General features: G+C 70.2%; 25 protein-coding genes. 8 read left to right on the top strand and 17 right to left on the bottom strand.

What is annotated here, in order from left to right:
- Positions 1–3: 3 nt before the first annotated feature.
- Positions 4–1,056 (bottom strand): CaiB/BaiF CoA transferase family protein, encoded by a 1,053-nt coding sequence (locus tag NK718_RS19635; protein WP_254745853.1) that lies wholly within the window; start codon positions 1,054–1,056, stop codon positions 4–6.
- Between the two features lie 50 nt (positions 1,057–1,106).
- Positions 1,107–2,069, bottom strand: coding sequence for an AEC family transporter (locus NK718_RS19630; RefSeq protein ID WP_254745851.1), 963 nt, complete (start codon positions 2,067–2,069; stop codon positions 1,107–1,109).
- Between the two features lie 166 nt (positions 2,070–2,235).
- On the opposite strand from NK718_RS19630, the gene NK718_RS19625 reads away from it, so the two are divergent.
- From NK718_RS19625 to hspQ, 3 genes are all read left to right on the top strand, one after another.
- Positions 2,236–3,180: a lysophospholipid acyltransferase family protein gene (locus NK718_RS19625; RefSeq protein WP_254745849.1), complete on the top strand. Its 945-nt coding sequence runs from the start codon at positions 2,236–2,238 to the stop codon at positions 3,178–3,180.
- A gap of 83 nt (positions 3,181–3,263) precedes the next feature.
- The gene (locus tag NK718_RS19620) at positions 3,264–4,310 is read left to right on the top strand and encodes an HpcH/HpaI aldolase/citrate lyase family protein (RefSeq protein WP_254745847.1); all 1,047 of its coding nucleotides are present in this window, start codon (positions 3,264–3,266) and stop codon (positions 4,308–4,310) included.
- Between the two features lie 52 nt (positions 4,311–4,362).
- On the top strand, positions 4,363–4,692 hold the full coding sequence (hspQ, locus tag NK718_RS19615) for a heat shock protein HspQ (protein ID WP_254745907.1): 330 nt from the start codon (positions 4,363–4,365) through the stop codon (positions 4,690–4,692).
- A 129-nt stretch (positions 4,693–4,821) separates the two neighbouring features.
- On the opposite strand, the gene NK718_RS19610 is transcribed toward hspQ, so the two are convergent.
- On the bottom strand, positions 4,822–5,583 hold the full coding sequence (locus tag NK718_RS19610; RefSeq protein WP_254745845.1) for an invasion associated locus B family protein: 762 nt from the start codon (positions 5,581–5,583) through the stop codon (positions 4,822–4,824).
- Positions 5,584–5,815: 232 nt separating this feature from the next.
- On the opposite strand from NK718_RS19610, the gene NK718_RS19605 reads away from it, so the two are divergent.
- From NK718_RS19605 to NK718_RS19595, 3 genes are all read left to right on the top strand, one after another.
- Complete coding sequence (locus tag NK718_RS19605) at positions 5,816–7,624, top strand: extracellular solute-binding protein (RefSeq protein ID WP_254745843.1); 1,809 nt, start codon at positions 5,816–5,818, stop codon at positions 7,622–7,624.
- A gap of 48 nt (positions 7,625–7,672) precedes the next feature.
- Complete coding sequence (locus NK718_RS19600; protein WP_254745841.1) at positions 7,673–8,938, top strand: AMP-binding protein; 1,266 nt, start codon at positions 7,673–7,675, stop codon at positions 8,936–8,938.
- 69 nt (positions 8,939–9,007) lie between these two features.
- Positions 9,008–9,673 carry a DsbA family oxidoreductase gene (locus NK718_RS19595; protein ID WP_254745805.1) on the top strand — a complete coding sequence of 222 codons (666 nt, stop codon included), beginning with the start codon at positions 9,008–9,010 and terminating at the stop codon, positions 9,671–9,673.
- A 33-nt stretch (positions 9,674–9,706) separates the two neighbouring features.
- Here NK718_RS19595 and mfd read toward each other — a convergent pair whose 3' ends face one another.
- The 7 genes from mfd to coaD all read right to left on the bottom strand — a co-directional run bounded on the left by mfd (position 9,707) and on the right by coaD (position 18,029).
- Positions 9,707–13,261, bottom strand: a complete 3,555-nt coding sequence (gene mfd / locus NK718_RS19590; protein WP_254745803.1) for a transcription-repair coupling factor — start codon at positions 13,259–13,261, stop codon at positions 9,707–9,709.
- 90 nt (positions 13,262–13,351) lie between these two features.
- Positions 13,352–13,648, bottom strand: coding sequence for an FAD assembly factor SdhE (locus tag NK718_RS19585; protein ID WP_254745801.1), 297 nt, complete (start codon positions 13,646–13,648; stop codon positions 13,352–13,354).
- 83 nt (positions 13,649–13,731) lie between these two features.
- Complete coding sequence (tgt, locus tag NK718_RS19580; RefSeq protein ID WP_254745798.1) at positions 13,732–14,871, bottom strand: tRNA guanosine(34) transglycosylase Tgt; 1,140 nt, start codon at positions 14,869–14,871, stop codon at positions 13,732–13,734.
- A complete protein-coding gene (gene queA / locus NK718_RS19575; RefSeq protein ID WP_254745796.1) occupies positions 14,868–15,974 on the bottom strand; it encodes a tRNA preQ1(34) S-adenosylmethionine ribosyltransferase-isomerase QueA in 1,107 nt (368 codons plus the stop codon). The genes tgt and queA overlap by 4 nt, the downstream gene beginning before the upstream one ends.
- Before the next feature lie 357 nt (positions 15,975–16,331).
- Entirely contained in the window at positions 16,332–16,799 is a 468-nt protein-coding gene (locus NK718_RS19570) for a peptidylprolyl isomerase (RefSeq protein ID WP_254745794.1), read from the bottom strand.
- Positions 16,800–16,827: 28 nt separating this feature from the next.
- Positions 16,828–17,370, bottom strand: coding sequence for a peptidylprolyl isomerase (locus NK718_RS19565; protein ID WP_254745904.1), 543 nt, complete (start codon positions 17,368–17,370; stop codon positions 16,828–16,830).
- Positions 17,371–17,522: 152 nt separating this feature from the next.
- Positions 17,523–18,029, bottom strand: a complete 507-nt coding sequence (gene coaD / locus NK718_RS19560) for a pantetheine-phosphate adenylyltransferase (protein ID WP_254745792.1) — start codon at positions 18,027–18,029, stop codon at positions 17,523–17,525.
- A 108-nt stretch (positions 18,030–18,137) separates the two neighbouring features.
- Between coaD and NK718_RS19555 the strand changes: the two genes are divergently transcribed.
- Positions 18,138–19,946 carry a potassium/proton antiporter gene (locus NK718_RS19555; protein ID WP_254745790.1) on the top strand — a complete coding sequence of 603 codons (1,809 nt, stop codon included), beginning with the start codon at positions 18,138–18,140 and terminating at the stop codon, positions 19,944–19,946.
- 444 nt (positions 19,947–20,390) lie between these two features.
- Here the strand turns inward: NK718_RS19555 and NK718_RS19550 are convergent, their stop codons facing one another.
- The 7 genes from NK718_RS19550 to NK718_RS19520 all read right to left on the bottom strand — a co-directional run bounded on the left by NK718_RS19550 (position 20,391) and on the right by NK718_RS19520 (position 25,984).
- Positions 20,391–21,950 (bottom strand): family 16 glycosylhydrolase, encoded by a 1,560-nt coding sequence (locus NK718_RS19550; RefSeq protein WP_254745788.1) that lies wholly within the window; start codon positions 21,948–21,950, stop codon positions 20,391–20,393.
- A gap of 467 nt (positions 21,951–22,417) precedes the next feature.
- Positions 22,418–22,666 (bottom strand): hypothetical protein, encoded by a 249-nt coding sequence (locus tag NK718_RS19545; RefSeq protein WP_254745786.1) that lies wholly within the window; start codon positions 22,664–22,666, stop codon positions 22,418–22,420.
- Positions 22,667–22,752: 86 nt separating this feature from the next.
- Complete coding sequence (locus NK718_RS19540; RefSeq protein WP_254745784.1) at positions 22,753–23,412, bottom strand: glutathione S-transferase family protein; 660 nt, start codon at positions 23,410–23,412, stop codon at positions 22,753–22,755.
- A gap of 56 nt (positions 23,413–23,468) precedes the next feature.
- A complete protein-coding gene (locus NK718_RS19535) occupies positions 23,469–23,762 on the bottom strand; it encodes a hypothetical protein (protein ID WP_254745782.1) in 294 nt (97 codons plus the stop codon).
- Positions 23,763–23,782: 20 nt separating this feature from the next.
- Positions 23,783–25,249, bottom strand: a complete 1,467-nt coding sequence (locus NK718_RS19530; RefSeq protein WP_254745780.1) for a pyridoxal phosphate-dependent decarboxylase family protein — start codon at positions 25,247–25,249, stop codon at positions 23,783–23,785.
- Positions 25,250–25,320: 71 nt separating this feature from the next.
- A complete protein-coding gene (locus tag NK718_RS19525) occupies positions 25,321–25,632 on the bottom strand; it encodes a hypothetical protein (protein ID WP_254745766.1) in 312 nt (103 codons plus the stop codon).
- Between the two features lie 76 nt (positions 25,633–25,708).
- A complete protein-coding gene (locus NK718_RS19520; protein WP_254745764.1) occupies positions 25,709–25,984 on the bottom strand; it encodes a hypothetical protein in 276 nt (91 codons plus the stop codon).
- A 169-nt stretch (positions 25,985–26,153) separates the two neighbouring features.
- On the opposite strand from NK718_RS19520, the gene NK718_RS19515 reads away from it, so the two are divergent.
- The coding region (locus NK718_RS19515; RefSeq protein ID WP_254745762.1) for a 1-phosphofructokinase family hexose kinase at positions 26,154–26,665 on the top strand (512 nt) is incomplete at its 3' end.

The raw sequence follows: 26,665 nt of genomic DNA, 5'->3' as shown, positions 1-26,665 counted from the left end.
GGCTCAGGGCTCGTCAGGCTTGCGGAAGGCCGGCGCGATCGGCGTGACGATCGCGGGCAGGCTCTCGCCCGCCTCGCCGCGCGCCGTCCAGCCGAACAGGCCTCGCGCCTCGAAGTGAGGGTCGGCGAGAGCCTCGTCGAGATGCTCGACGACGGTGCAGCAGCAGTCGAGCGTGTCGAACACCGCGCGCCAATGCGCGCTCGGGCGGGCGGCGACGAGCCGCGCCACGGCGGCCCGGGTCGCCGCCGGATCGGCGGCTTCGCCGCGCAGGGCCAGCGGCAGGTCGATGGCGGCGCAGAACCGGCTCCAGAATTTCTCCTCCAGCGCGCCGACCGCCAGCAGGCGGCCGTCCGCCGTGGGATAGAGCTGGTAGCGCGGCGAGCCGCCCGCCAGCATGTTCTCTCCGGCGCGCGGGAAGCGGCCGGTGGCGTGGCCCTCCGCCAGCGCGAACCAGGCGAAGGTGAACATGGCGTCGGCCATGGCGATGTCGAGGCGCTGGCCCTCGCCCGTCGCGTCGCGCTGGCGCAGCGCCAGCAGGATGTTCATCACGGCGGGCATGGCGCCGCCGGCGATATCGGCCACCAGCGACGCCGGAAGCGAGGGGGAGAGCGACAGCAGCCCCGTCACCGCCTGGTAGTTGAGGTCGTGCCCGGCCTGGTGCGCGCGCGGCCCGTCCTGCCCGTAGCCGGTGATCGAGCAATAGACGAGGCGCGGGTTGATGGCGCGCAGCGCCTCGTAGCCGAGCCCGAGACGGTCCATGACGCCGGGCCGGAACTGCTCGACGAGCACGTCGGCGCTACGGATCAGCGGCTCCAGCGTGGCCATCGCCTCCCTGGACTTGAGGTCGATCGGCAACACGGTCTTGCCGCGGTTGAGGACGATGTAGGGCGCGGAGCTGGCCCCGAGGCGCGGCGCGAAGCGGCGCATGTCGTCGCCTTCCGGCCGCTCGATCTTGATGACCTTCGCGCCCGCCTCCGCCAGCAGCAATGTCGCGAGCGGGCCGGGCAGCAGCGTGCTGAAATCGAGAACGACGATACCCTCGAGCGGTTGAGCCATGCGCAATCCCCAAATGGGGGCAGCGTAGCGAAACCGCGGCCGAATGGAACTCAGGGAAACAGGTCGTAGGGGATCCTGTTCTCGACCATCAGGACGAGAAGCGAGGTGACGGTGACGACCGAGATCAGCGTGCCGAGCAGGATCGCCGTCGAGGCCCGCTCGACATAGACCTGGTACTGGTTGGCGATCACGAACACGTTGAGGGCCGGCGGCAGCGCCGCCATCAGCACGGCGGTGAAGGTCCACTCCCGCCCGAAATCGCCGAGCCACGACAGGATCAGCCACACCAGAAGCGGGTGCAGCACGATCTTGATGAGCATCAGCGCCGGCATTTCGTAGGGCACGCGCTTGAGCGGCCGTAGCGCCACCGTCACGCCCATGGTGAACAGGGCGCAGGGCGCGGCGGCGTTCTTGAGGAATGAGATCATCGCGTCCAGCGCCTCGGGCGGCGTGAAGCGCAGATAGGCGGCGAGCACCGCCACGGCCGTCGCGACGTTGAACGGGTGCGTCACCACGCGCTTGACGACATACCAGGCGGTCGCCGCCACGTTCATGGAGCCGCGCCGCCCCATCGCCATCATGAAGGGGACCAGCGTGAACAGCAGGATGTTGTCGAACACGAAGATCAGCGCGGTCGGCACGATGGCGCCCTGCCCCAGCGCGGCGATGGTCAGGCCAGGACCCATGTAGCCGATGTTTGCGTAGGCCCCGACGACGCCCTGAACGGTGGATTCCTGGATGTTGCCGCGGGTGGCGAGCATGCCGACCGCGAAGGCGATGCAGAAGGCGATGAACGTCGCCGCCGTCGTTCCCATCACGAACGGCCAGTTGGCGAGCTGCTCGAGGGGAGCGGCGGAGATCAGCTTGAAGAACAGGCTGGGCAGCGCGACGTAGACGATGAAGAAGTTCATCCACTGCAGGCCGGCCTCGGGATATTTCAGGAGCTTGCCGCACCCGAAGCCGAGGAAGATGAGGCCGAAGAACGGCAAGGCGAGTGAGGCGACGCTCGTCACGACGTGTCCGTTCCGCTGGGCTTCGTCGCCCGGCTCTTAGGGGCGCGCCCCCCGAGCGTCAACCGGGATCGGCGCGCGGCTTGCCGCCGTCGCGCCGCGTTCCCGCTTCCCGGTTGGCACGAGCCGTGCTAGCAGCCGTGCGCGCAAGCAGGGAGACGCAGCTTCGGTGTCGAAGGTCAGGGGCGGGTCCATCACCGTCGGGAACGAGGCGGCCGACGAGCCGACGCCGTCGCCCGGCCGGATCGCGGCCGGTCCGCTGGCGCGCCTTGAGCACGCCGGCTTCCGGCTCGTGGCCGCCCTCTTTCGCGCCATGCCGCTGGACCGCGCCTCCGCCGTCTCCGGCCGCATCTGGCGCTTTGTCGCGCCCTGGCTGAAGCGGCACGCGCGCGCCCGGGCCAACCTGATGGCCGCCATGCCGGAGCTCGACGCCGGGCAGCGCGAGGCCATACTGGCCGAGATGTGGGAGGTGCTCGGGCGGACGTTCGGCGAAGCGTTCCACCTGGCCGACTTCGTGGCCGAGCCTTCGCGCATCCGGGTCGAGCTGTCGCCGGAGATCGCCGAGCTGTTTGCCGGCAAGCAGGGCTGCGTCATGGCCAGCATGCATGCCGGCAACTGGGAACTCGCCGCCCTGGCGGCGGCCAGTGTGGGACGTCCGATCGCCGGCATCTACCAGAGCCTCAAGAACCCCCTCGTCGACCGCGACGTGACGGCGTTGCGCGCGCCATTCTATCCGCTCGGCCTGTTCAGCAAGGCCCCTGACACGGTGATGCGGCTCATGCGGATCGTGCGCGGCGGCGGCGCCCTCGCCGTGCTCGCCGACCTGCGCGAGCGCAGGGGCGTCCCGGCGCCGTTCTTCGGCCGTCCGGCCCCCTCGACGCCCTTCCCGGCCCTGCTCGCCCGCGCCTGCAACGTGCCCCTGATCGCCGCGCGCGTGCGCCGCCTCGAGGGGGCGCATTTCCTGGTCACGGCGGAGATCGTCCCCGTGTCGCGTTCGGCCGACCGGGAAGCCGACGTGCGGGACGCCACCGAAGCGCTGCAGGCCGTGTTCGAGCGCTGGATCCGCGAGACGCCCGGGCAATGGATGTGGGGACACCGGCGCTGGGCTCGCTGACCCGTAGCCGGATGGCCGATTGCCTGCGGCGTGCAGCGCGGGCAAATTGTGCGCCGCAGTAACGACCGATCGGAGCCCTCGACATGAAGCTCGCCCGCAACTTCTTTCGGCCTCTCGCCATTGGCGCGCCGGAGCCGCTGCGCGAGCTTCCCGTGCGGCTTGAACGGATGATCCACTTCGTCCCGCCGCATCTGGAGAAGGTGCGGGCCAAGGTTCCGGAGCTCGCCGGGCAGGTCGACGTGGTGCTCGGCAATCTGGAGGACGCGATCCCTGTCGAGGCGAAGGAGGCCGCGCGCGAGGGCTTCATCGCCATGGCGCGCGCGACGGATTTCGGCGCCACCGGGCTGTGGACCCGCATCAACGCGCTGAACAGCCCGTGGATGCTGGACGACGTCACCCGCATTGCGGCGGAGGTCGGCGGCAAGCTTGATGTCGTGATGCTGCCCAAGGTCGAGGGACCGTGGGACATCCACTATCTCGACCAGCTGCTGGCCCAGCTCGAAGCGCGCCATCAACTGCCAAAGCCGATTCTCATCCACGCCATCCTCGAAACGGCGGAGGGCGTGAAGAACGTCGACGCCATCGCGCAGGCCTCGCCGCGCATGCACGGCATGAGCCTGGGACCGGCCGATCTGGCGGCGTCGCGCGCGATGAAGACCACAAGGGTCGGCGGCGGCCATCCCGACTACAAGGTGATCGCCGACCCGGTCGAGGGTCGCGACCGCGCCGTGGCCCAGCAGGATCTTTGGCACTACACCATCGCCAAGATGGTGGACGCCTGCGCCGCCAACGGCCTCAAGGCGTTCTACGGCCCGTTCGGCGACTTCTCGGACGCGCAGGCCTGCGAGGCGCAGTTCCGCAATGCCTTCCTGCTCGGCTGCGCCGGCGCGTGGACGCTGCATCCCTCGCAAATCGGCATAGCCAAGCGCGTCTTCAGCCCCGACCCGGGCGAGGTAGCCTTCGCGCGCCGAATCCTCGACGCCATGCCGGACGGGAGTGGCGCGGTGATGATCGACGGCAAGATGCAGGACGACGCCACCTGGAAGCAGGCCAAGGTCATCGTCGACCTCGCGCGCGGCGTCGCCGCCCGCGATCCGGAGCTCGGCGAATTGTACGGCTTCGGACGGTAAGAAGTCTCCCGAATTGACCGGACACGCGGGCGGGCGTATCCAAACGCTCAAGATGAAGGCTCGCAAAGCAAAATTCGCCCTGGGGCAGGTGGTGAAGCATCGCTTCTACCCTTTCCGGGGCGTCATTTTTGACGTGGATCCCACGTTCAATAATACCGAGGAATGGTACAACTCCATTCCCGAGGACGTTCGTCCGTCGAAGGACCAACCCTTCTACCACCTGTTCGCGGAGAACGCGGAGACGGAGTATGTCGCCTACGTGTCGGAGCAAAATCTGCTTCCGGACACCTCGGGCGACCCGATCCGCCACCCCCAGGTCACCGACATCTTCGTTCGCAGCGAAGACGGAATCTACGTCGCGCGCCGCGACATGTTGAACTGATCGCGCCGGCGCGGCCGCTTCTCTGATTTCTGCTCCCGTCCCCGAATCGAAAAGCCCCCGGCCGAGACCGGGGGCTTTTCGTCAGGTCGGATCGCTTCGGCGGAAGGGCGGGCGCGCCGCCCCTCCCCGTCAGGGCTTCGGCGCGGGGGCGGGCGCAACCCCGGGGCCCGGAGCAGCGGCGCCGCCGCCCGATTCGAGCTTCTTGCGCATCTCCTCGGCCTGCTTCTGCATCTGCTCCTGCAGCTGCTTCTGCTGCTGCTCGAGCACGGCCGGGTCGATCGGCGGGCCATCGAAGGCCTTCCCGAAGCCGGCCAGCGGCACCTGGAATGTCACCTCGCGGGCGAACTGGTTCTGCACGCTGATGTTCAGCGCCGTCGCCTTCTTGAGCGCGGCGATGCCGGCGTCGTTCATCACGCCTTCGGCGAAGCAGCCGTTCGGCAGGCAGATGGCGAAGCGGCCCGGCTCCGCCTTGCCCTGGTCCGCCGCGAAGCGGACGCCGGGCTGCAGCAGCAGGCCGAGCGGCATCAGGAAGCGCACCATGCGGTTGGCGTCGCCCTTGATGTCGTAAATGGCCACCGCGAGAACGGGCTGGCCCTGGTCGGACACGAAGTCGCGCGTCGTGTAGCAGATTTCCTTGTTGGCGGCCTGGTCCTTGCCGCACACCTTCACCCAGTCGGGCTGGGACGGCTCGGGCTTGACCTGGACAACCGTCGGACCCTGCTGGGCGGCGCCGGGAGCGCCGGCCGGCGGAGCGCCGGGGGCCGGGGCGGCCGGCTTGGCGGGCGCGGGAGCCGCCGGCTTCGGCGCCGTCTGCGCGAAGGCGGAGGTGGTCGACAGCGCCGCGGCGGCGAGGATGGCGAGGCTCAGGCGCGACGGCCGGAAGAAGGACATGGACGAAAACCTCTCAGATCACGGCTGCGGGCCGGGGCGTGCGCCCTGCCTTCCTCGCCCCTCGGCAAGGATGCCTGGCAAGGATGGCGCGGTGTTGCACCGCAAGACAGGACGGCGCTGCTCTTAGCGCTTCCCGGGCCTGTTTTCCAGAACAAATCTGGAGCGGACCGCCCGCGCCCGCACACGTCTCCGTGGTAACGTCACGCGAATCGCGCTTCCCCGGGATGTCATTTTGATCCGAACGATCGCAGCGACGGCCCTCGCGGCCCTTGTCAGCGTTCTCGCCCCCGCCGCCGGCGCGTCGGCTGAGCCGCGGCACGGCATCGCGATGCACGGCGAGCCCGCCCTGCCGGCGGATTTCACCGCCCTTCCCTACGCCCGCCCGGACGCTCCGAAGGGCGGACGAATCGTTTTCGGCGTGCAGGGGACGTTCGACACGCTCAACACCTTCTCGGTGCGCGGCATCGCCGCGCAGGGCATCGCCCCGCCGACCGGGCTCGTCACCCAGGCCCTGATGGCCCGCTCCTACGACGAGCCGTTCAGCCTCTACGGGCTGGTCGCCGAAAGCATCGAGACGCCCGACGACCGGAGCTGGGTGACTTTCCGGCTGAATCCGAAGGCGCGCTTCTCCGACGGGCGCCCGGTGACGGCGGACGACGTGCTGTTCACCTGGGCGCTGCTCAAGACCAAGGGCAAGCCGAACTTCCGCAACTGGTACGCCAAGGCGGTCAAGGCCGAGGCGCTGGATCCGCATACCGTGCGCTTCGACCTGACGGGGGCCGACGACCGCGAGCTGCCGCTGATTCTGGCCCTCATGCCGGTCCTGCCTAGGCACGCCACCGACGCCGACCGGTTCGAGGAAACCACGCTGGCCCCTCCGATCGGTTCGGGACCCTACGTGGTGGCGCAGGTGAAGCCGGGCGAGAGCATCACCTATCGGCGCAATCCGGACTACTGGGGCAAGGATCTGCCGATCTCGCGCGGCCTCTACAACCCCGACGAGATCCGCTTCGACTACTACCGCGACGCCAACTCGCTGTTCGAGGCGTTCAAGGGCGGCCTCTACGACGTGCGGATCGAGGACAGCCCGACCCGCTGGATGACGGGCTACGACTTCCCGGCGGTGACGGACGGCCGGATCGTGCGCGACCCGGTGACGGTCCGCACCCCCAAGGGCATGAACGCGCTCGTCTTCAACACCCGCCGGCCGGTGTTTGCGGACGCGCGCGTGCGCGAGGCGCTGGGGCTGCTGTTCGACTTCGACTGGGTCAACCGCAACCTGTTCTACGGCGTCTACCAGCGCACCACGAGCTATTTCCAGGGCTCGGACCTGGCCTCGACGGGCCGGCCCGCGAGTGCGCGCGAACGCGAGCTGCTGGCGCACTTCCCCGACGCCGTCCGTCCGGACATTCTCGACGGGACGTGGCGTCCCGCCCAGGCGGACGGCAGCGGCCGCGACCGCGAACTCGCCCGCAAGGCGCTCGATCTGCTCGACAAGGCCGGGTGGACGCTCCACGACGGCGTGCTGCGGCGGGCCGGCTCGGGCGAGCCGATGACGATCGAGTTCCTGGCCGCCAGCCGCGTCCAGGAGCGGCTGGCCCTGAACTTCGCCCAGTCCCTGCAGCGCATCGGCGTGACGATGCGCGTGCGCCTCGTCGATGACGTCCAGTACTGGCGCAGGCTCGCCTCGTTCGACTTCGACATGATCCAGTTCATCTGGGGCGCGTCGCCCTCGCCCGGGAACGAGCAGTATGGACGCTGGAGCGCCCGCGCCGCCGACCGCCAGGGCTCGCTGAACTACGCCGGGGCGAGAAACCCCGCCATTGAGGCGATGATCGACGCCATGCTCTCCGCCCGCGAGCGCGACGACTTCGTCGCGGCGACCCGCGCCCTCGACCGGGTGCTGCTGTCGCAGTTTTATGTGATCCCGCTGTTCAACCAGCCCGAGCAGTGGGTCGCGCACAGCGCCGCGGTGAAGCGGCCCGCCGTCACCCCTTTGTTCGGCTTCCAGCCCGAAACGCTCTGGCGGGAAACTCCCTGAGGGCTCAACACTGGCGAACGCGCCTTTCGAGTGATTCGGCCCCGTCCCGTGAGCGACGCCCAGTTCTTCGAGCCTGAAGCCGAACCGGCCCCGCCCTGGGCCGGGGTGAGCCTTCTCGACCTGTTTCAGGCGTCGGCCGGCACGCAAGGGGACGCCGCGTTCCTGGTCGAGCACGGCGACACCGACGAGAAGCGCCTCGGCCGCGCCGACGCGGTCACCGCCGTGCGGGGCATGGCGCGGGAGATCCGCGACCTCGGCCTCGCGCCGGGCCGGTGCATTGCGATCAGCCTGCCGGGCGGGAAGGACGCCGTGATCGCGCTGATGGCGGCGCTCGCCTGCGGGCTGCGCCCCTGCCTGCTGCCCCCGGTGGCGCGGGAGGAGCAGATCGCCGCCGTGCTCGAAGCCGCGCGTCCGGAGGCCATCGTCACCATCGGCCGCCTCGCCTCGCTGCGCCCGGCCGAGACGCTGCGCCGCGCGGCGGCGGCGCATGGCGGGCCCGGCTTGATCCTGGCCGTCGGGGACGGCCTGCCGGCGGGCGTCATCCCGCTCGGCCGTCCGCAGGGTCTCGCCGACGCCGGCGAGCGCTCGCTCGACCCCGACCCGGCGTCGCGCCCGCCCCCCATTCTCACCTGCGAGTTGACGCCGGGCGGCGCCCACGTGTTCCGGCACCAGCACGAGGGGCTTGTCGCGGCCGCGCTGCTGCTCGTGCTGCGGGCCGGCATCGTGTCGCGCCAGCCGATCCTCTCGACGCTGTCGCCGATGAGCCACGCCGGGCTCGTGAGCGGACTGGTTCCGGCGCTGCTCGTCGGCGGGACGCTGCGCATGACCCCGCTGTTCTCCGGCGCAGCGCTGCTGCGCGCCCTGACCGAAGGCGACCGGCCGCATCTGGTGGCGCCCGGCCCGCTGGAGACCGCGCTGGCGGAGTCCGGCGTCCTGGGCGACGCCTGCATGTCGTCGACGATCCTGGCGCACCGCGCCCCGGCCCGCTTCGACCGTCTGCCGGCCGCCCGGCGGAGCGGGTCGCCCGTGGTGGACCTTCTTTCGCTCGGCGAGTGCGCGTCTCTCGCCGCCCGCCGCGGCCCCGGGGGCCGGGCCGGCTTCGCGCTCGGCGAGACGCGCATCCCCGAAGACGACGGCGCTCTGGTGCTCAGCTTGCGCGAGCGCGTCGACGGGCTCCTGGAAGCGGGTGGCGCGGCGGCCGGCGCCAGGGGGGCCGCGCCGACCGACCCCGTCGACCCCTGGACCCGCCTCGACATTGTCGCCCGCGCTGATGCCGAGGGCGCCATCCTCGCCATCGGCCGGCCCCGCGGCTGAGCCGCCCTTCTTTCGCCGCACGGCGCGCGCGTGCTGGCCGCCGCTCCCGTCACATCTCCCGAGGCCTCCATGTCCGACGCATCCCTCAAGGAACCTCGCATCGTGGTCGACGTCGTCTCCGACGTCGTCTGCCCCTGGTGCTTCGTCGGGAAGCGCCGGCTCGGCCAGGCGCTCGCCTCGCGGCCCGACCTCGCCGTCGCGGTGCGCTGGCGGCCGTTCCAGCTCGATGGGACGATTCCGCCCGGCGGGCTCGACCGGCAGGACTACATGCGCGGCAAGTTCGGCTCGCTCGATCGCGTCGCCTCCGTGCATCGCCGGCTCGAGGAGATCGGCGCGACCGAGGGAATCCCCTTCCGCTTCGACGCCATCGAACGCTCGCCCAACACGCTCGACGCGCACCGGCTGATCCGCGCGGCGCAGGAGGCCGGCGTCGGCGAGGCCGTCGTCGAGGCGCTGTTCAAGGCCTATTTCGTCGAGGGCCGCGACATCGGCGACCACGCGGTGCTGGCGGAGATCGCCGGGCAAGCGGGCCTCGATCGCGACCAGGCCGCCGCTCTCCTCGCCAGCGACGCACTGTCCGACTCGGTGGCGCAGGAGATCGACGCGGCCCAGCGCATCGGCGTCACCGGCGTGCCGTTCTTCATCTTTAATGGGAAGTACGCGGTGTCCGGCGCTGAATCGCCGGATGTTCTGGCGAGCGCGCTCGACCGCTGCGAGGAAGACGCCGAGGGCTAAGCAAAGCCAGCGTCTTTGGTGGAAAGGCCGCGCTCAGGCGGCCTTCTTCTTCTCGGCGATCTGCGCCAGGCTGCGCAGGATCGTGGCCGTGCCCTTCAGGCGCTCGTCGGCTGTGTCGAAGTCGCGGATGAACACGATCCGCATGTCGGGGCGCACCTTGGCCAGCGAACCCTGCTCGCCGACGAAGCGCACCAGTCCCTCCGGATTGGCGAACGCGTTGTCGCGGAACGACAGGATGACGCCCTTCGGCCCGGCGTCGACCTTCTCGACATTGGCGCGGCGGCACATCGCCTTGATCTGCACGATCTTCAGCAACTGCTCCACCTCCTCGGGCAGCGGGCCGAAGCGGTCGATCATCTCGGCGCCGAAGGCGTCGATCTCGCGGTCCGTCTCCAGCGTCGACAGGCGCTTGTAGAGGCCCAGCCGCAGCGACAGGTCGGCGATGTAGTGTTCGGGGATCATCACCGGCGTGCCGATGGTGATGGTGGGCGACCACTGGGTGTCCACGACGTCGTCGATGCCCGCCTTCAGCGAGGCGACGGCCTCCTCCAGCATCTGCTGGTAGAGCTCGTAGCCGACCTCCTTGATGTGGCCCGACTGCTCGTCGCCGAGCAGGTTGCCGGCGCCGCGAATGTCGAGGTCGTGCGAGGCGAGCTGGAAGCCCGCGCCCAGCGTGTCGAGCGATTGCAGCACCTTCAGGCGGCGCTCGGCCTGCACCGTCAGCGTGCGGTTGACCGGCAGCGTGAACAGCGCGTAGGCGCGCGTCTTGCCCCGCCCCACCCGGCCGCGCAGCTGGTAGAGCTGGCCCAGGCCGAACATGTCGGCGCGGTGGACGATCAGCGTATTGGCAGTGGGGATGTCGAGGCCGGACTCGACGATGGCGGTCGAGAGCAGCACATCGTACTTGCCCTCGTAGAACGCCGTCATCACGTCCTCGAGCTCGCCCGGCGCCATCTGGCCGTGGGCGACGGCGACCTTCGCCTCGGGCACCTCGGCCGCCAGGAAGGCCCGCGCCTCGCCGATATCCTCGATGCGGGGGCACACGTAGAAGCTCTGCCCGCCGCGATAGCGCTCGCGCAGCAGCGCCTCGCGCACGATGAGCGGATCGAAGGGGCCGATGAAGGTGCGCACCGCCAGCCGGTCGACCGGCGGCGTGGCGATGATCGAGAGCTCGCGCACGCCCGTCAGCGCCAGTTGCAGCGTGCGCGGGATCGGCGTCGCCGAGAGCGTCAGCACGTGCACCTCAGAGCGCAGCTCCTTCAGCCTCTCCTTGTGGCCGACGCCGAAGTGCTGCTCCTCGTCGACGATGAGAAGCGCGAGGTCCTTGAACTGAATCGTTTTCCCCAGCAGCGCGTGGGTGCCCACCACGATGTCGACCGTGCCGTCCGCGATGCCGGCCTTCACCGCTTTCAATTCGGCGGCGGGCACGAAGCGCGACGCCTGCGCCACCCGCACCGGCAGGCCATGGAAGCGCTCGGAGAACGTCTTGAAGTGCTGGCGCGAGAGCAGTGTGGTGGGCACCACGACGGCCACCTGCCGGCCCGCCATCACGGCCGCGAAGGCGGCGCGCAATGCCACTTCGGTCTTGCCGAAGCCGACATCGCCACAGATCAGCCGGTCCATCGGCTTGCCGCTCGCGAGGTCGTCGAGCACGGCGTCGATGGCGGATTGCTGGTCCTCGGTCTCGTCGTAGGGGAAGCGGGCGCAGAACTCGTCATAGAGGCCCTCGGGCGCGGTGAAGCGGGGCGCTTCCTTGAGCGCCCGGGCCGCCGCGATCTTGATGAGCGCGTGCGCCATCTCGCGGATGCGCTGCTTGAGCTTGGCCTTGCGCGCCTGCCACGCCCCTCCGCCGAGCCGGTCGAGCGCCACCTCGGTGTCCTCGGAGCCGTAGCGCGACAGCAGCTCGAGGTTCTCGACCGGCAGGAACAGCTTGTCGCCGCCCGCGTAGTGCAGCTCCAGGCAATCGTGCGGCGCTCCGGCGGCGTCGATGGTCCTGAGGCCAACGAAGCGGCCGATGCCGTGGTCGACGTGGACGACGAGGTCGCCCTGGGTCAGGCTCGCCACCTCGGCGATGATGTCCTGCGGCCGCTTGCTCTTGCGCGCCCGGCGCACGAGGCGGTCGCCCAGGATGTCCTGCTCGCCCACGACGGCGAAATCGGGCGTCTCGAAGCCCGCCTCGACGCCCCAGATGGCGAGGGTGGCGACATTGCGCGGCTGCGCCATCGCGTGGGACAGCGCGGAAACCTGCACGAGGCCCTTGAGGCCGTGATCCGCGAGGACATGCGCGAGGCGCTCGCGCGAGCCGTCGGACCAGGCCGCGACGATGACGCGCTTGCCGTTGGCCTGCAGGTCGCGGATATGGGCGACGGCGGCGTCGAAGACGTTGGAGGCGCCGGCCTCGCCCTCGTGCGCGCGCTCGGCGGCGAAGCCGCGCCCCTGGCGACCGCCGGCGTCGACGGACAGCCTCGCGCCGCCCTCCGCCTGGGCGAAGGGGCTCAACCGCACCACGGTCTCGTCGGAGAGCCGGCGGGCCCACTCGTCGGGCGCGAGATAAAGCGCGTCGGGCGGCAGCGGCTTGTAGGGCGCGCCCTGCGCCCGGTCCCCGGCGGGGCGGGTGAGCGCGCCGCTGCGCGCGTCGAAATGATCCTTGATCTGGGCCAGCCGCTCGCCCACGGCGTCCTCGGCGAGCGGATCCAGCAGCAGGGGCGCGCCGCCGCAATAGTCGAACAGCGTGTCCATGCCGTCATGGAACAGCGGCAGCCAGTGCTCGAGCCCGGCGTGGCGGCGGCCCTCGCTGACCGCCTCGTAGAGCACGTCGTCGCGGGTCGCCGCGCCGAACAGGCCGATATAGTTCTGGCGGAAGCGGCGGATCGTCTCCGTCGTCAGCTGCACCTCGCTCATCGGCACGAGGTCCAGCGCGCGCATCTGCCCGACGCTGCGCTGCGTCTCGGGATCGAAGCTGCGGATCGATTCCAGCGTATCGCCGAAGAAGTCGAGCCGGACGGGCGCGGGCACGCCGGGGGCGTAGAGGTCGACGATGCCGCCGCGCACGGCGTACTCGCCGGTCTCGCGCACCGTCGAGGTGCGCTGGAAGCCGTTGACCTCCAGCCACGAGGCGAGCGCCTGGATGTCGACGACGTTCCCGGGCGCGGCTGAAAACGCCTCGGTGGCGACGCGCGCCAGCCGCGGCACGCGTTGGAGGATCGCGTTGATCGTGGTCAACAGCAGGCGCGGTTTGTCCTCCCCGGAGCGCGTCCGCGCCAGCCGCGACAGCACCGTCATCCGTCGCGCCGCGACGGCGGCGTTCGGCGACACCCGGTCGTAAGGCTGGCAGTCCCAGGCCGGGAACGACAGCACCTCCAGCTCGGGGGCCACGAAGGCAAGGCCGTTTTCGAGCTGCGCCTGGCGCTGTCCGTCGCGCGCCACATAGACGAGCACGGCCGGCCGCTCCGGCCCCTTGCGGGCGAGCACGCGGGCCAGATCGGCCGTCACCATGGCGTCGAAGCCGTCGGGGACGGAGCCGATGGTGAGCGACTTCGCCTGGAGCACGAGGTCGGCGGCTTGCTGCAGGGGGGACGTCTTGGCCATGGGTCGGAGGTTCACGAATGAATGGGCGATGGCCCGGCGGCGGCAGGCGGCCCTGCCACGCCCCGGTGCGTCGGCGGCGCGGTCCTCGTCTCAGACGTGGATCGGGCCGAGGTGGGAGTGGAACGCCTTGAGCCGGCGAAAGATCGGCGTGTCGTAGTTCGAGGGGGTCGGCGTCTTGTCCGCGATCCAGGCGTAGATGTCGTGGTCCGGCGCGTCGATGAGGTGTTCGAAGGCGTCGAGCTCGGCCTCCGTCATGTCGCCGATCTCGGCGTCGGCGAACTGGCCGACGATCATGTCCATCTCGCGGAAGCCGCGGTGCCAGGAGCGGTACAGAATGCGCCGCCGCCGTTCGTCCAGGCCCGCGCTGCTACGTCTGGTGCCGGTCATCCGCCCGTGTCCTGTCCTTCGCCCGTTGGAAGGGGCCTATATAGTGAAGGCGCGGGCGCGTGTCAGCGCCTCCCCCGCCCGCCTCAAAGCGGCGGCAGGTCGCCTTTCGTCCAAAGCTCCTTCGTCTCGGCGATGTGGCCGGCGAGCCGGCCTTCGGCGATGGCGGCGCGCAGGCCGGCCATGAGGTCCTGGTAATAGGCCAGGTTCACCCACGTCAGCAGCATCATGCCGAGGATTTCGCCCGCCTTGACGAGGTGGTGGAGATAGGCGCGGCTGTAGTCGCGGGCGGCCGGGCAGCTTGAATCCGGATCGAGCGGGCGCGGGTCGTCCGCGTGCCGCGCGTTGCGCAGATTGACCTTGCCGAAGCGCGTATAGGCGAGGCCGTGCCGTCCCGCCCGTGTCGGCATGACGCAGTCGAACATGTCGATGCCGCGGCGCACCGACTCGACGATGTCGTCGGGCGTCCCGACGCCCATGAGATAGCGCGGCTTGGTCTTCGGCAGATGCGGCTCGACCGTCTCGATCATCGCCAGCATCACGTCCTGAGGCTCGCCGACGGCCAGGCCGCCGATCGAGTAGCCCTTGAAGTCCATGTCGACGAGCGCGCGGGCGCTGCGCACCCGCAGGTCCGGGTTGGCGCCGCCCTGGACGATGCCGAACAGAGCCTTGCCCGGCTGCTCCCCGAACGCCTCCTTCGACCGCTGCGCCCAGCGCAGGCTGAGCTCCATCGCGCGCTCGGCCTCCTCGTCCGAACACGGAAGCTTCACGCATTCGTCGAACTGCATCTGGATGTCGGAGCCGAGCAGGCCCTGGATTTCCACCGAGCGCTCGGGCGTCAGCACGTGGCGCGAACCGTCCACATGTGACTGGAAGGTGACGCCCTTCTCGTCGAGCTTGCGGAGCTTGGCGAGCGACATGACCTGAAACCCGCCGGAATCCGTCAGAATCGGATGGGGCCAGTTCATGAAGCGATGCAGCCCGCCGAGCCGCGCCACGCGCTCCGCGCCGGGACGCAGCATCAGGTGGTAGACGTTGCCGAGCACGATATCGGCGCCCGTTTCGCGCACCTGCGAGGCATACATGGCCTTCACCGTGCCCGCCGTGCCGACCGGCATGAAGGCGGGTGTGCGGATCTGGCCGCGCGGCGTATGGACCAGCCCCGTGCGGGCCGCTCCGTCGGTGGCGGACAGGGTGAAGTGAAACTCGTCGGCGGCGTTGGTCATGCGGCGGGTTCGGTCTCGGGCGGCGCGCGAAACAGCAGGCAGGCGTCGCCGTAGGAGTAGAAGCGATAGCCGGACGCGATCGCATGCGCATAGGCGCGCTTCATGCGCGAAAAGCCGGCGAAGGCGCACACCAGCATGAACAGCGTGGAGCGCGGCAGGTGGAAGTTGGTCATCAGCACGTCCACCGCCCGGAAGCGGTAGCCCGGCGTGATGAAGATCGACGTCTCGGCCCGGAACGGGCGGATCGTCCCGTCCTCGGCGGCGGCGCTTTCGAGCAGCCGCAGCGAGGTGGTGCCCACGGCGACGATGCGCCCGCCGGCCCGGCGAGCGGCTTCCAGGCGCCCGGCGGTCGCCTCGTCCACCTCTCCATATTCCGCATGCATGCGGTGGTCGGCGGTGTCGTCCGCCTTGACCGGCAGGAAGGTTCCCGCGCCGACGTGCAGCGTCACCTTTTCGAGCCCGACTCCGCGCTCTTTTAGGGCGGCGACGAGCTCGGGCGTGAAGTGCAGGCCGGCGGTGGGCGCGGCGACCGAGCCCTCGTGGCGGGCGAACAGGGTCTGGTAGTCGCGCCGGTCGGCGTCGTCCTGGGGGCGCTTGGCGGCGATATAGGGCGGCAGCGGCATCTCGCCGAGCCGGTCGATTGCCTCGTCCAGCGCCGCGCCGGCGAAGGCGAAGCGCAGAAGCACCTCGCCCCCCTCGCCTTTCTCCTCCACCTCGGCGTCGAGCGCCGCAAGCAGGCAGGCCATGCTCTCGGAGGTTTCGCCGAAGCGGATGCGGTCGCCCACGGCGAGCCGCTTGGCGGGGCGCACGAAGGCGCGCCAGCGGTCGGCGCCCTCGCGCTTGTGCAGCGTCGCCTCGATATGGGCGACGGAGTCGCCCCTCGCCCGAATTCCCGACAGCCGCGCCGGGATGACCCTCGTGTCGTTGACGACGAGCACGTCGCCGGCGCGCAGGAACTCCGGCAGGTCGCGGACGCGGCGATCGGCGAATTCCTCGGCGTCGCCGGGCCGCACCACGAGCATGCGGGCCGAGTCGCGCGGATGCGCGGGCCGCAGGGCGATCCGGTCCTCGGGAAGTTCGAAATCGAAGAGGTCGACGAGCATGATCCGACGGTGAGGATGGGGGTGAGGGGCCTGTGTCGCCGGCGTGCATCTGAGGCGCGCAACAACCCCAGATAGCATTCCCGCAACTTAATATTGAGTACTGCGCTTAATCAGCGAGTTTATTGCCGTTGAAAGTGCACTTTGTTGCTCATTTCGACCGTGTTCCGGCTGCAACAACGCCGAACCGAAACTGCTGATGTCAAGACTCCTGCGTTGACAATTTTCGGTCCCGGGATCAACATCAGCGCGTTACTGAAGATTGCGCTTCAGATCCGCATTTGATTATTCATTTCAAGGCAGTCTGCTTCGTTTTGTCAGCCGGCCGGCCCCGCGAGGGACCGGCCGGTTTTGTTTGTCTCAGGCGGCGTCGCCCAGGCGCGCGGTGACGATCCGGTCGGGATCGCGGACGGGTTCGCCCCGCTTGAACTTGTCGACGTTCTCCATGCCTTCCACCACCTGGCCCCACACCGTGTACTGGCGGTCGAGGAAGCGAGCGTCGTCGAAGCAGATGAAGAACTGCGAATTCGCCGAGTTCGGGTTCTGCGAGCGGGCCATCGAGCAGACGCCGCGCACATGGGGTTCGGCGTTGAATTCGGCCTTGAGGTCGGGGAGCTTGGAGCCGCCCATGCCGGTGCCGGTCGGGTCGCCGCCCTGGGCCATGAAGCCGTCGATGACGCGGTGGAACGGGGTGCCGTCGTAGAAGCCGGTCTTGACCAGCTCCTTGATGCGGGCGACATGGCCGGGGGCGAGGTCCGGCCGCAGGGTGATGACGACCCGTCCCTTGGTCGTTTCGAGGATCAGGGTATTGTCGGTATCTGCGCTCAAGGGGAAATCCTTTCCTGGATGCGGGACGTTATTTCGCGTCGGCCTGAAGCTTCATCGAGACGATCTTGTCCGGGTTCGTGACCTGGCCGTTATTGGCCTCGGTCCCCTTCTTGATCTTGTCGACGACATCCATGCCGGACACGACGTTGCCCACGATGGTGTACTTGCCGTCGAGGAACGGGCCGTCCGCGAACATGATGAAGAACTGGGAGTTGGCGGAGTCCGGCGAGGACGCCCGGGCCATGCCCACCGTGCCGCGCTTGAACGACTCCTTGGAGAACTCGGCCGGGATGTTGGGCAGGTCGGAGCCGCCGGTGCCGGTGCCGGTCGGGTCGCCGGTCTGCGCCATGAAGCCCGGGATCACCCGATGGAAGACGATTCCGTTGTAAAAACCACGCTTCGTCAAGGCCTTGATCTGGGCGACGTGCTTCGGCGCGAGGTCGGGCCGCAGGCGGATCGTGACGGGGCCGTCCTTGGTGGTGAGGACCACCGTGTTCTGCGGGTCGGCGGCCGGCGTCTGGGCCTGCGCGAGGGTGGCGCCGGCGAGGACGAGGCCGGCGAAGAGGGCGATGCGGAGCAAGTTGAAGCCTCCTGGGTTGACGCGGGACACTGGTGTTTTTCTGCTGGAACTGGCCCGAAACGACCCCAAATTCGGGGCCGAACTGCGACCGAAACTCGCCGCGATCGGTTCTTCGGGCATGGGTTCGGGCGTGATCGCGATTTCTAGCCGAATTTTCCGGCCAGCGCCGTCGCGACCCCCGGCGGAACGAAGGGCTTAACGTCGCCGCCCATCGACGCGATCTGGCGCACCAGCGTCGCGGTGATGTGGCGGACCGACGGCGAGGCCGGCACGAACACGGTCTGGATGGTCGGGGCCATGACGCCGTTCATGCCGGCGAGCTGCATCTCGTAGTCGAGGTCGGAGCCGTCGCGCAGGCCGCGGATGATCAGGGTCGCGCCCGCCTTGCGGGCGGCGTCGACCGCCAGCCCGTCGAAGGTGACGACCTCCAGCTCGGTGCCGGCCGCGTTGACGGCGGCGGCGAACTCGGCGGCGATCATGAAGGCCCGCTCCCGGGGGCTGAACAGCGGCGCCTTGCCGGGGTGCACGCCGATGCCGACGACCAGCCGGTCCACCATGCGGCAGGCGGCGGCGACGACGTCGAGATGGCCGTTGGTCACGGGGTCGAAGGAGCCGGCATAGAAGCCGGTGCGGGGCGCGGCGGCTGACATGGCGCACAGGCTTACAGCGCCCCCAGTGCGCGGGCAAGCATGGCTCCCCCGCCCCGCTGCAATCCTCGCGCCGTTGTGCGGCGCGGGCGGGCTGGCGATACTGGCCGAATGTCAGCCCTGTTCACCGCCCACGCGTCCCTCCTGTTCGGCAGCGCCCTCGCGCTGGTCGGCATTATGTCCAGCCTGCTGGCCTCGCGTTTCGGCGTGCCTATCCTGCTCGTCTTCCTGGGCGTCGGCATCCTGGCCGGCGAGAACGGGCTCGGCGTCCATTTCGAGAACTACCAGCTCACCTACATGGTCGGCTCGGCGGCGCTGGCGATCATCCTGTTCGACGGCGGGCTGCGCACGCGCATGGCCACGGTGCGCGCGGTGCTCGCGCCTGCCGGCGCGCTGGCCTCGGCCGGCGTGGTGATCACGGCGGGGCTCACCGGCGTCGTCGCGGCGGTGCTGCTGCGGCTGGGATGGGTCGAGGGGCTGCTGGTCGGGGCCATCGTGGCCTCCACCGACGCCGCGGTGGTGTTCTTCCTGCTGCGCACCGGCGGCCTGCAGCTGCGCCGGCGCGTCGGCGGCGTGCTGGAGGTGGAGTCGGGGGCCAACGACCCGTTCGCCGTGCTGCTCACGGTGATGCTGGTGACGGTGCTGTCGGGCGCGTCGTTCGCCCCCGGCGCGCTCGTTTTGCGCGTGCTGGAGGAAGGCAGCCTCGGCCTCATCATCGGGCTCGCCGGCGGCTTCGGCCTGGTCGGCCTCATCAACCGCGTGTCGCTGCCGAGCGGCCTGCATCCGGCCTTCGTGGTCACCGCCGCCCTCGTCATCTTCGCGCTGACGCAAACGCTGGGCGCGAGCGGCTTCCTGGCCGCCTATGTCGCCGGGCTGGTGTTCGGCAACCGGCCGGTGCGCGCCTACGGCGCCGTCATCAGCTTCCACGACACAGCGACGTGGCTGTGCCAGATCGTGCTGTTCACCCTGCTGGGCCTGCTGGTCACGCCATCCCACGTCATGCCCCTCGTGCTGCCCGCGGTCGCCGTCGCGGCGTTCCTGATCGCCATCGGCCGCCCGGTCGCGGTGTTCGCCTGCCTGACGCCGTTTCGCTATTCGCGGGCGGAGATGGCGTTCGTCTCGTGGGTGGGGCTGCGCGGCGGCGTCTCGATCTTCCTGGCGACGATCCCGCTGCTGGTCGGCCTGCCGCGCGGCGAACTGTTCTTCAACGTCGCCTTCGTCGTGGTGGTGGTGTCGCTGATCGTGCAGGGCTGGACGATCTCCTTCGCGGCGCGGCGCGCCGGCGTCGCCCTGCGCGATCCCGCCCCCGAGGTGAAGCGCATCGACATCGACCTTCCCGGCCAGCTCCACGAGGAGCTGGTGGGCTATCCGGTGCGCGATCCCAGCCCCGCGACCCGCCACCGCGCCCTGCCCTCCTGGGTCAAGCCGGTGCTGGTCGTGCGCGGCGGCAAGGTGCTCGACCCGATGGAGGCCGGCAACCTGCGCCCCGGCGACTACGGCTACTTCCTCGCGCCGACGCCGCGCATCCCGCGGCTCGACCGCTTCTTCGCCGTCGACGGCACGGTGTCGGACCGCGACACCATCCCCGAATTCCCCTTCGACGCCTCGCTGACGGCCGGCGCGGTGGCCGATCTCTACGGCCTCACCATCGACGAGGGCGAGCGCGCCATGAGCATCGCCGACCTCTTCGCCGACCGCCTGGACGGCGCGCCGCAGGAAGGCGACCGTCTCGATTTCGGCGACGCCATGCTGGTCGCCCACGGCGTGGTGGCCGACCGCGTCCACCTCGCCGGCCTGTTGCTGGAGGCGACGGCGGAGGACGAGGAGCCGCCGCCCGCCACCTGGAGCGAAGCCGCCGGCCGCCGCGCCCGCAAGCAATGGCGCCGCCTGCGCCAACGCGCCCGCCGCCCGGCGGCCTAGAGGGTTACGGACGCGCTGCGGGCGACATAGTGCGCCAGATCCCGGACACGGTTCCGCTGGCGCTGCACCGGGCCGGGGACGGGCGGGCGGTCGGCCCGCAACCCCAAAGGGCGGACGCCCGTCCGCCCGTTCCCGGAATGCCGGAGCCTTGGCGGAGGCATGTCCGGGATCCAGCGCATGGATGCTGCCGCGCAGCGGCGCTCAATGGAAAAGGCCATCAGGACGCGCTGACGCGCGACATAGTGCGCTGGCCCCCGGATGCGGTTCCGCTGTCGCTGCACCGCTCCGGGGAAGTGCGGGCTGGGAGCCCGCACTTTCAGGGCGGACTGCCGTCCGCCATTGGGCTTTCGTTGCACCGGGCCGGGGACGGGCGGAGCTCGCAACCCAAAGGGCGGGCCGTTCGGTCCACCCCCAAAGGGCGGGCTATTGGCCCGCCCTCCGTCGCTAAAAAATAAAATCGCCGGCGTTGAGGTCGGCGAGCTTCACGCCTTGCAGCACGATGGTGTCGGGGCCGGCGTGCAGCGTCGTGCCGCCGTGGACCTCCACCGCCGCGTGCGTGACGTCCGCGAAGGACTGCAGAGTGGTGGCCGAGACGTCGAGCCGGTCGTCGGAGTGGAAGTCGGTGACGCGCGTCGTCGATTTTCCGTCGCCCGTGCCGAACACGAACACGTCCGCGCCGGCCGCCCCGGTCAGCCGGTTGGTCCCCGCTCCGCCGTCGAGCACGTCGCCGCCGGTTCCGCCATAGAGCCGGTCGTTGCCGCGCCCGCCGTCGAGCGTGTCCGAGCCCGCGCCGCCGACCAGCCAGTCGGCGTTCTTGCCGCCCGACATGTCGTTGCCGAGGCTGTTGCCGACGCCATGGAACGCGCCGTCGCCAGTCTTGTCGAGGTTCTCGACGAAGCCGCGCAGCGTGTACTGGTTGAGCCCGGTCTGCACCGTGTCGTCGCCGCCGCCGGCCTTCTCGATCGGCCGCTCGCCGGGGTGATCGACGATGTAGACGTCGTCGCCCTTGCCGCCCTTCATGATGTCGAGCCCCGGGCCGCCGTCGATCACGTCGGCGTGCGAGGTGCCGGTCAGCGAGTCCGGCCCGGAGCCGCCCACGAGGTCGCCCGATGGCGCGGGCGTCTTCACGGGGTCCGGCGTCGGCGCGGGGGGCGGCGTCTTCACCGGATCGGGCGTCGGCGCGGGGGGCGGCGTCTTCACCGGATCGGGCGTCGGCGCGGGAGACGGTGCGCTCGGCGTGTCCGGCGTGTCCGTCGGAACGCCGGCCTTGTGGTCGTACACGCGGACGTAATCGATCTTGAGGTCGGCCGGGAACGGCGTCGAGCCGTCCGGGCTGCCCGGCCAGTCGCCGCCGACAGCGAGGTTGGCGAGCAGGTACATGGGCTGCTTCAGCGCGTCGGGCGTGGCGATGGAGCCCATCAGCTTGCCGTCGAGATAGACGCTGGTCTTCTCCGCGCCCCAGTCCAGCCCGTAGGTGTGGAAGCCGGCCGAGAGGTCGGGCACGTCCGCCCGGACGATCTTGTTCATCGTGCCGGAATGGTGGGCGGTCGAGTAGAGGAAGCCGGGGTCGTGGCCCAGCACTTCCATGATGTCGATCTCGCCCTTCTTGCCGTCGTCCTGGCGCAGCATCCACAAAGCCGGCCACAGGCCCTGCCCTTCGGGCAGCTGCGCGCGGATTTCGACGTAGCCGTACTTGAAGTTGAAGCTGTCGTGGCTGTTGATCATGCCGGAGGTGTAGCGATAGCCCCCGGTCTCATCGAGCAGGTCGGCCGGCGTGGGGCGCGCGCTGATCGTGAGCACCCCGTCGGAGAGACCGTAGGGATCGATGCCGACCGTCTTGCTCCCCAGCTTGGTCACCCCGTCGTCGAGGTAGATCTGTTTCTCCCCGTTGGGGTCCATGGTCCGCCCGCCCCACCAGAAGGCGGTGCCCCATTTCGGGCTCAGCGTGGACCCAGTGAATTCATCGGCAAACAGCAGCTTCGCGCCCGAAGTCGGATCGGTCATCGGCTCCCCTGTGATAGTGAGATGTGCCCAAGAAGATATGCGGGGCGCAACCGAACGGCCGAATGAGGACAGATTAAGGCAGCTATATTTGGCTTCTACTCTGGATCTCGAAAGCTTTGTTGAAGGTGATTGCTACCGTTCATCTACTTACGTTGCTGGCGCGATCTTGACAGCCGCCGAGATTCAACAACTTAAGGGTGGATCGGCAAACGGATGTCGCCCGCCGGGGTCGCAAGTCCGGGGCGTGAGCCTGGCCCAAGTCGGCCGGGAAGCTGTCCGACTTGGCAGTGCGCGTCGGTGAAAAAAGGCGGAGGCCGGGCTGTGGAAAAGGCCGTTTCGAGGCGGTTCGCCGCGTGGCGTAAATGCGATTCGCGGCGGGTGGGCCGCCGCCGCGAGGGCTTTTGCCTCACAAGAGACGGCAAGCCGTCAGCCGATCTCGGCCGGGCGCGCCCTCCCCGGCGGCGAAATCAGCGCGGAATGCGGGGATCGCGGCTCGTCTGAACGGCCCTGGTGGCCTCGTGGGGCTTCTTCTCGACGCCGGCTTCGAGCACTTTGCGGGCGGTCTCGTGCTCGCGGCGCGGATCGTCCGGGCGCGGCGCCGTCTCGGCGTCGGCGTGCAGCCCGCGCTTGGGCTTGCGGCCCTCCTCGCGGGCCGCCTTTTCGAACGTGGTCAGGGATTCCGGCTGCGGCCGGCCGGGCTTGCTGCTGGCGGTCATGACGGGTCCTCCAAGACCGGGGCAACGCTTCGGCCGGGGCAACGCTTCGCGCCGCCGCCGGTTCCTCGGCTGGTCCCGCCGGCCGATCAGGCCGGCTCGAGCTCGCGCCGGCGCATCATCTCGCGGAAGGCGGGCCGCGACTGGCAGGCGGCGAGCCACGCCTTCACACGGGGCGCGGTCTCGAACAGCTCCGGCGCGGCCTGCGCGTACCGCATCACCTCGGCGACGTTGATGTCCGCCACGGTGAAGCGTCCGCCGACCAGATAGCCGTCCTTCGCCAGCGCCTCGTCGAGCACGGCGAAGGGCCGGCGCAGCGCCTCCACGGCGGCGTTGGCGGCGGCGGCGTCGCGCTGCTCCGGCGGCTTGCCGACGCGGTTCTGCATGATGGTGAGCGCCGGCGTCTCGACCTCGGTGGCAGCCCACAGCGCCCACATGGCGGCGAGACCTTCCTCCCGCGTGTCGGCGGGAGCGAGCGGCCCGCCGTGCTTGCGCGACAGGTAGATATTGATGGCGAGCGACTCCCACAGGCGGAAGCCGTCGTCGTCGATGGCGGGGATGTGCCCGTTCGGGTTGACGGCCAGGAACTCGGGGCTGCGCGTGTGGAGCGGCGCGTCGGGGGCCATGGGATCGGGCAGCCGGTAGACCTGGATCACCGGCACGTGCTCGAACTCCAGGCCGAGCTCCAAAGCCAGCCAGATGTTGCGCGTGGCGCGCGAGCGGTAGCAGCCATAGATGGTCAGCGTCATGTCAGGCTCCGGGGAAAGAGAAAGGGCAACGGTGTGAAACGTCCGGTGAAAATGGGTCAGGCCTCCCGCCGGTATTCGCCGGCCCACCACAGCCCGACGACGCCGCCGGCCAGCGCCGCGACGAGGCTCGTCGCGAATTGCGGCGTCAGCGCCGTCCAGTCGAGCCGCACGGTGCGCAGCACCACCATCGCCACCAGGGCGGTGGCGAGAAGCGTGCCGGCGAGCGCCAGCGCGTAGGAGAGGCCGAGCACGCGCGGCCGGCGCGACTGCCGCGCGCCGAGAAAGGCGAGCAGCGCGGCGAAGCCGCCCGCGATGACCAGATGGATCGCCGTCCAGCTCAGCAGATGCATGTCGCCCCTCCCCCGGGCGATCATACCGTCTCTTCGGCGCTCCGGAAGCCGGTCGCGGCGAACTCCGTGGCGAGTTCGCGCAGCACGTCGCCCGCCATCATCACGTCCTCGCGCGTCGTCTCCGTCTGGCCCGCCTGGAAGCGGATGACGAAGCGGCCCTCGTGGACGGTCTGGGTGAGGTAGATGCGGCCGTCGTCGTTGACGCGGGTCAGCAGCGCCTCGTTGAAGGCGTCGATCTCGGCAGGCTTCGCGCCGCGCAGGCGCGCGGGAACGGCGCGGAAGCTGAACAGCGACAGCACGGGCGGCGTGACGATCTCGAAGTCCGGGTCCGCCGCCAGACGCTCGGCCAGCTCGCGCGACCAGGCGACGTGGTTGCGGATCTTGCCGCGCAGCGCCTCGACGCCGTAGCTGCGGATGACGAACCACAGCTTCAGGGCGCGGAAGCGCCGGCCGAGCGGCACCGACCACTCGTTGTAGTCGGTGACCCCGGCCACCTCCCCCTCGCCGCGCCCCAGCGTGCGCAGATAGGCCGGCCGCAGGCCGAGCGCGCCGGTGAGCGCGGCGGGGTCGCGCACGAAATGGGCCGTGCAGTCGAAATTCGTGAACAGCCATTTGTGCGGGTTGAAGACGACGCTGTCGGCCTCTTCCGCGCCGCGCATCAGATGCCGGAACTCGGGGCAGATCATCGCCGCGCCGGCCCAGGCGGCGTCGACGTGGAGGTAGAGGCCGTGCCGGCGCGCCACCTCGGCGACCGCCGCGATGTCGTCGCACGCGCCGATCGACGTGCCGCCCAGGCACGCCACGACGGCGCAGGGAAGCCGCCCGGCGGCCCGGTCCTCGACGAGGGCGCGCTCCAGCGCCGCGACGTCGATGCCCCAGGCGGAGCCGCTCGTCGGCACCTTGACGAGGTTGTCGCCGCCGATGCCGGCCATGCGCACGGCCTTGTCGACCGAGGAATGGGTCTGCGCCGACGCGTAGACGCGCAGCGTCGGTCCGCCGGCGAGCCCATGCGCGTTGGCCGTCCCGCCCAGCGCCTTCTCGCGCGCCGTCAGGATGGCGGCAAAGGTGGCGGAGGTGGCGCTGTCCTGGATGACGCCGGCGAAGCCCTCCGGCAGCGCGATCATCTGGCGCAGCCAGTCCATCATGCGCGCCTCGAGCTCCGTGGCGGCGGGCGAGGTCTGCCACAGCATGCACTGCGCCGCCATCGCCGCCGTAACGTACTCGGCGACGACGGAAGGCGGGCTGGCGTTGGCGGGGAAATAGGCGAAGAAGCGCGGGTGCTGCCAGTGCGTCATGCCCGGCAGGATCAGCCTGTCGAGATCGGCGAAGATGGCGTCCATCGGCTCGCCCGCCTCTGGGGGCGAGGCCGGGAGCGCGGCGTGGATCGCGCCGGGCCGCGTCTGCGCCCGCACCGGGAAGGAGCGCACGCGCTCGAGGTAGTCCGCCGACCAGTCCGCGGCGCGGTGGGCCCAGTCCCGAAAGCTCATGATCGGCGCGTCTCCTGCTGTCGTCGGGAGCCGTGCTTAGCCGATGGCGGAGCGGGAGGGAACCGCGACGCTCAGCGCTTGGCGCCCGAGCGCGGCGCGCCGTCCTTGCCGCCCTCGCCCTCGCCTCCCTTGCCCTTGCGGCCGAGGCGCTTGCTTCCCGCGCGCTCATTGACCCACATCACGCCGACCTCGGCGATGCTGGTGCCGAAGGCGGCGGGGGGCTCGGCGGTGGAGGGAATGGCGAAGACGGGCAGGTCGCCCATCACGTAACGCAGCATTTCGCCGTCGTCGACGTTGAAGAGCCTGATGCCGAAGCCCTCGATGCCGGCTTCGGCGAGTGCCGCCTTGAGCTCCGCCACGGCGGCGCGGATGCGGTTGTCCAAGCGAGTCACCTTCCAAGCGGGGGAAGAAGACCGCAGTTTAGGCGCGAGTGAGGCCGCGCGTTATCCGCTGAGTTGCTTACGCGGCGCGCTCGGAGCGGGCGAAGCCCGTCATGAAGAGCTGGGTGCGCAGCTCGGCGTTCTCCGCCTCGAGCTTCGCGATGCGCGCCTCGAGCTCCTGGCGGTCGCGCCGCGCGAGCGAGGCGCAGCGCTCGATCCCCTTCTGCAGCATGATGCAGCAGGCCTCGACGAGCGGGCCGACCTTCTCGGCGGGCAGCCCCTTCAGGACGCCGCGCAGCGCGCCGGCGACGAACATCTCGTAGGAGCCGGCGCTCGGCCGGGGGTGAAACGACAAACAAGCCTCCCCAGGCTGTCGTGTAACGTTATGTTAACTTAAACCGTGCAAGGGCCGGGGCGCAAGCCGTCGAATGCCGGCGCGACATTTGATCACCGGCATGGTGAACGCCGCGAATCCCGTCCATTCTCCGCCCCGGAGCGACGATGCGCGCTTCCGGGAGGGGCGCATGACTGAAGTGGTGACGTTCACGCCCAACCCGGCGGTGGACATGTGGGCCGAGGTCGACCGCGTCGAACCGACGCACAAGATGCGCACGCGCGGCGTGCGCTACGACCCGGGCGGCGGCGGCGTCAACGTCGCCCGCGTGCTGCATGCGCTCGGCGATCCGGCCCTGGCGGTGTGCCTCGTCGGCGGCCCGACGGCCTCGCTGTTCCGCGATCTCGCCGCCCGCGCCGGCCTGCCGGTAGACACCATCGCCATCGCCGGCATGACGCGCGTGTCGCAGGTGGTGCGCGAAACGACGACGGGTCTCGAATACCGCTTCGTGCCGGAGGGCCCCACCCTGTCGGCGGGCGAATGCGCGGCGGGGCTCGACGCCCTCGCCCGGCATCGGCCGCAATGGGTCGTGGCGAGCGGCAGCCTGCCGCCCGGCGCGCCGGACGATCTCTATGCCCGCGTGGCGGCGCTGGCGCGGGCGAACGGCGCGCGCGTCGCGCTCGACACGTCCGGCGCGGCGCT

This window comes from Alsobacter ponti, assembly GCF_024294805.1.
Taxonomy (GTDB): Bacteria; Pseudomonadota; Alphaproteobacteria; order Rhizobiales; family Beijerinckiaceae; genus Alsobacter; species Alsobacter ponti.
Note: the sequence above shows the minus strand (reverse complement) of the source record. Positions and strands in the feature narration are given on the sequence as shown.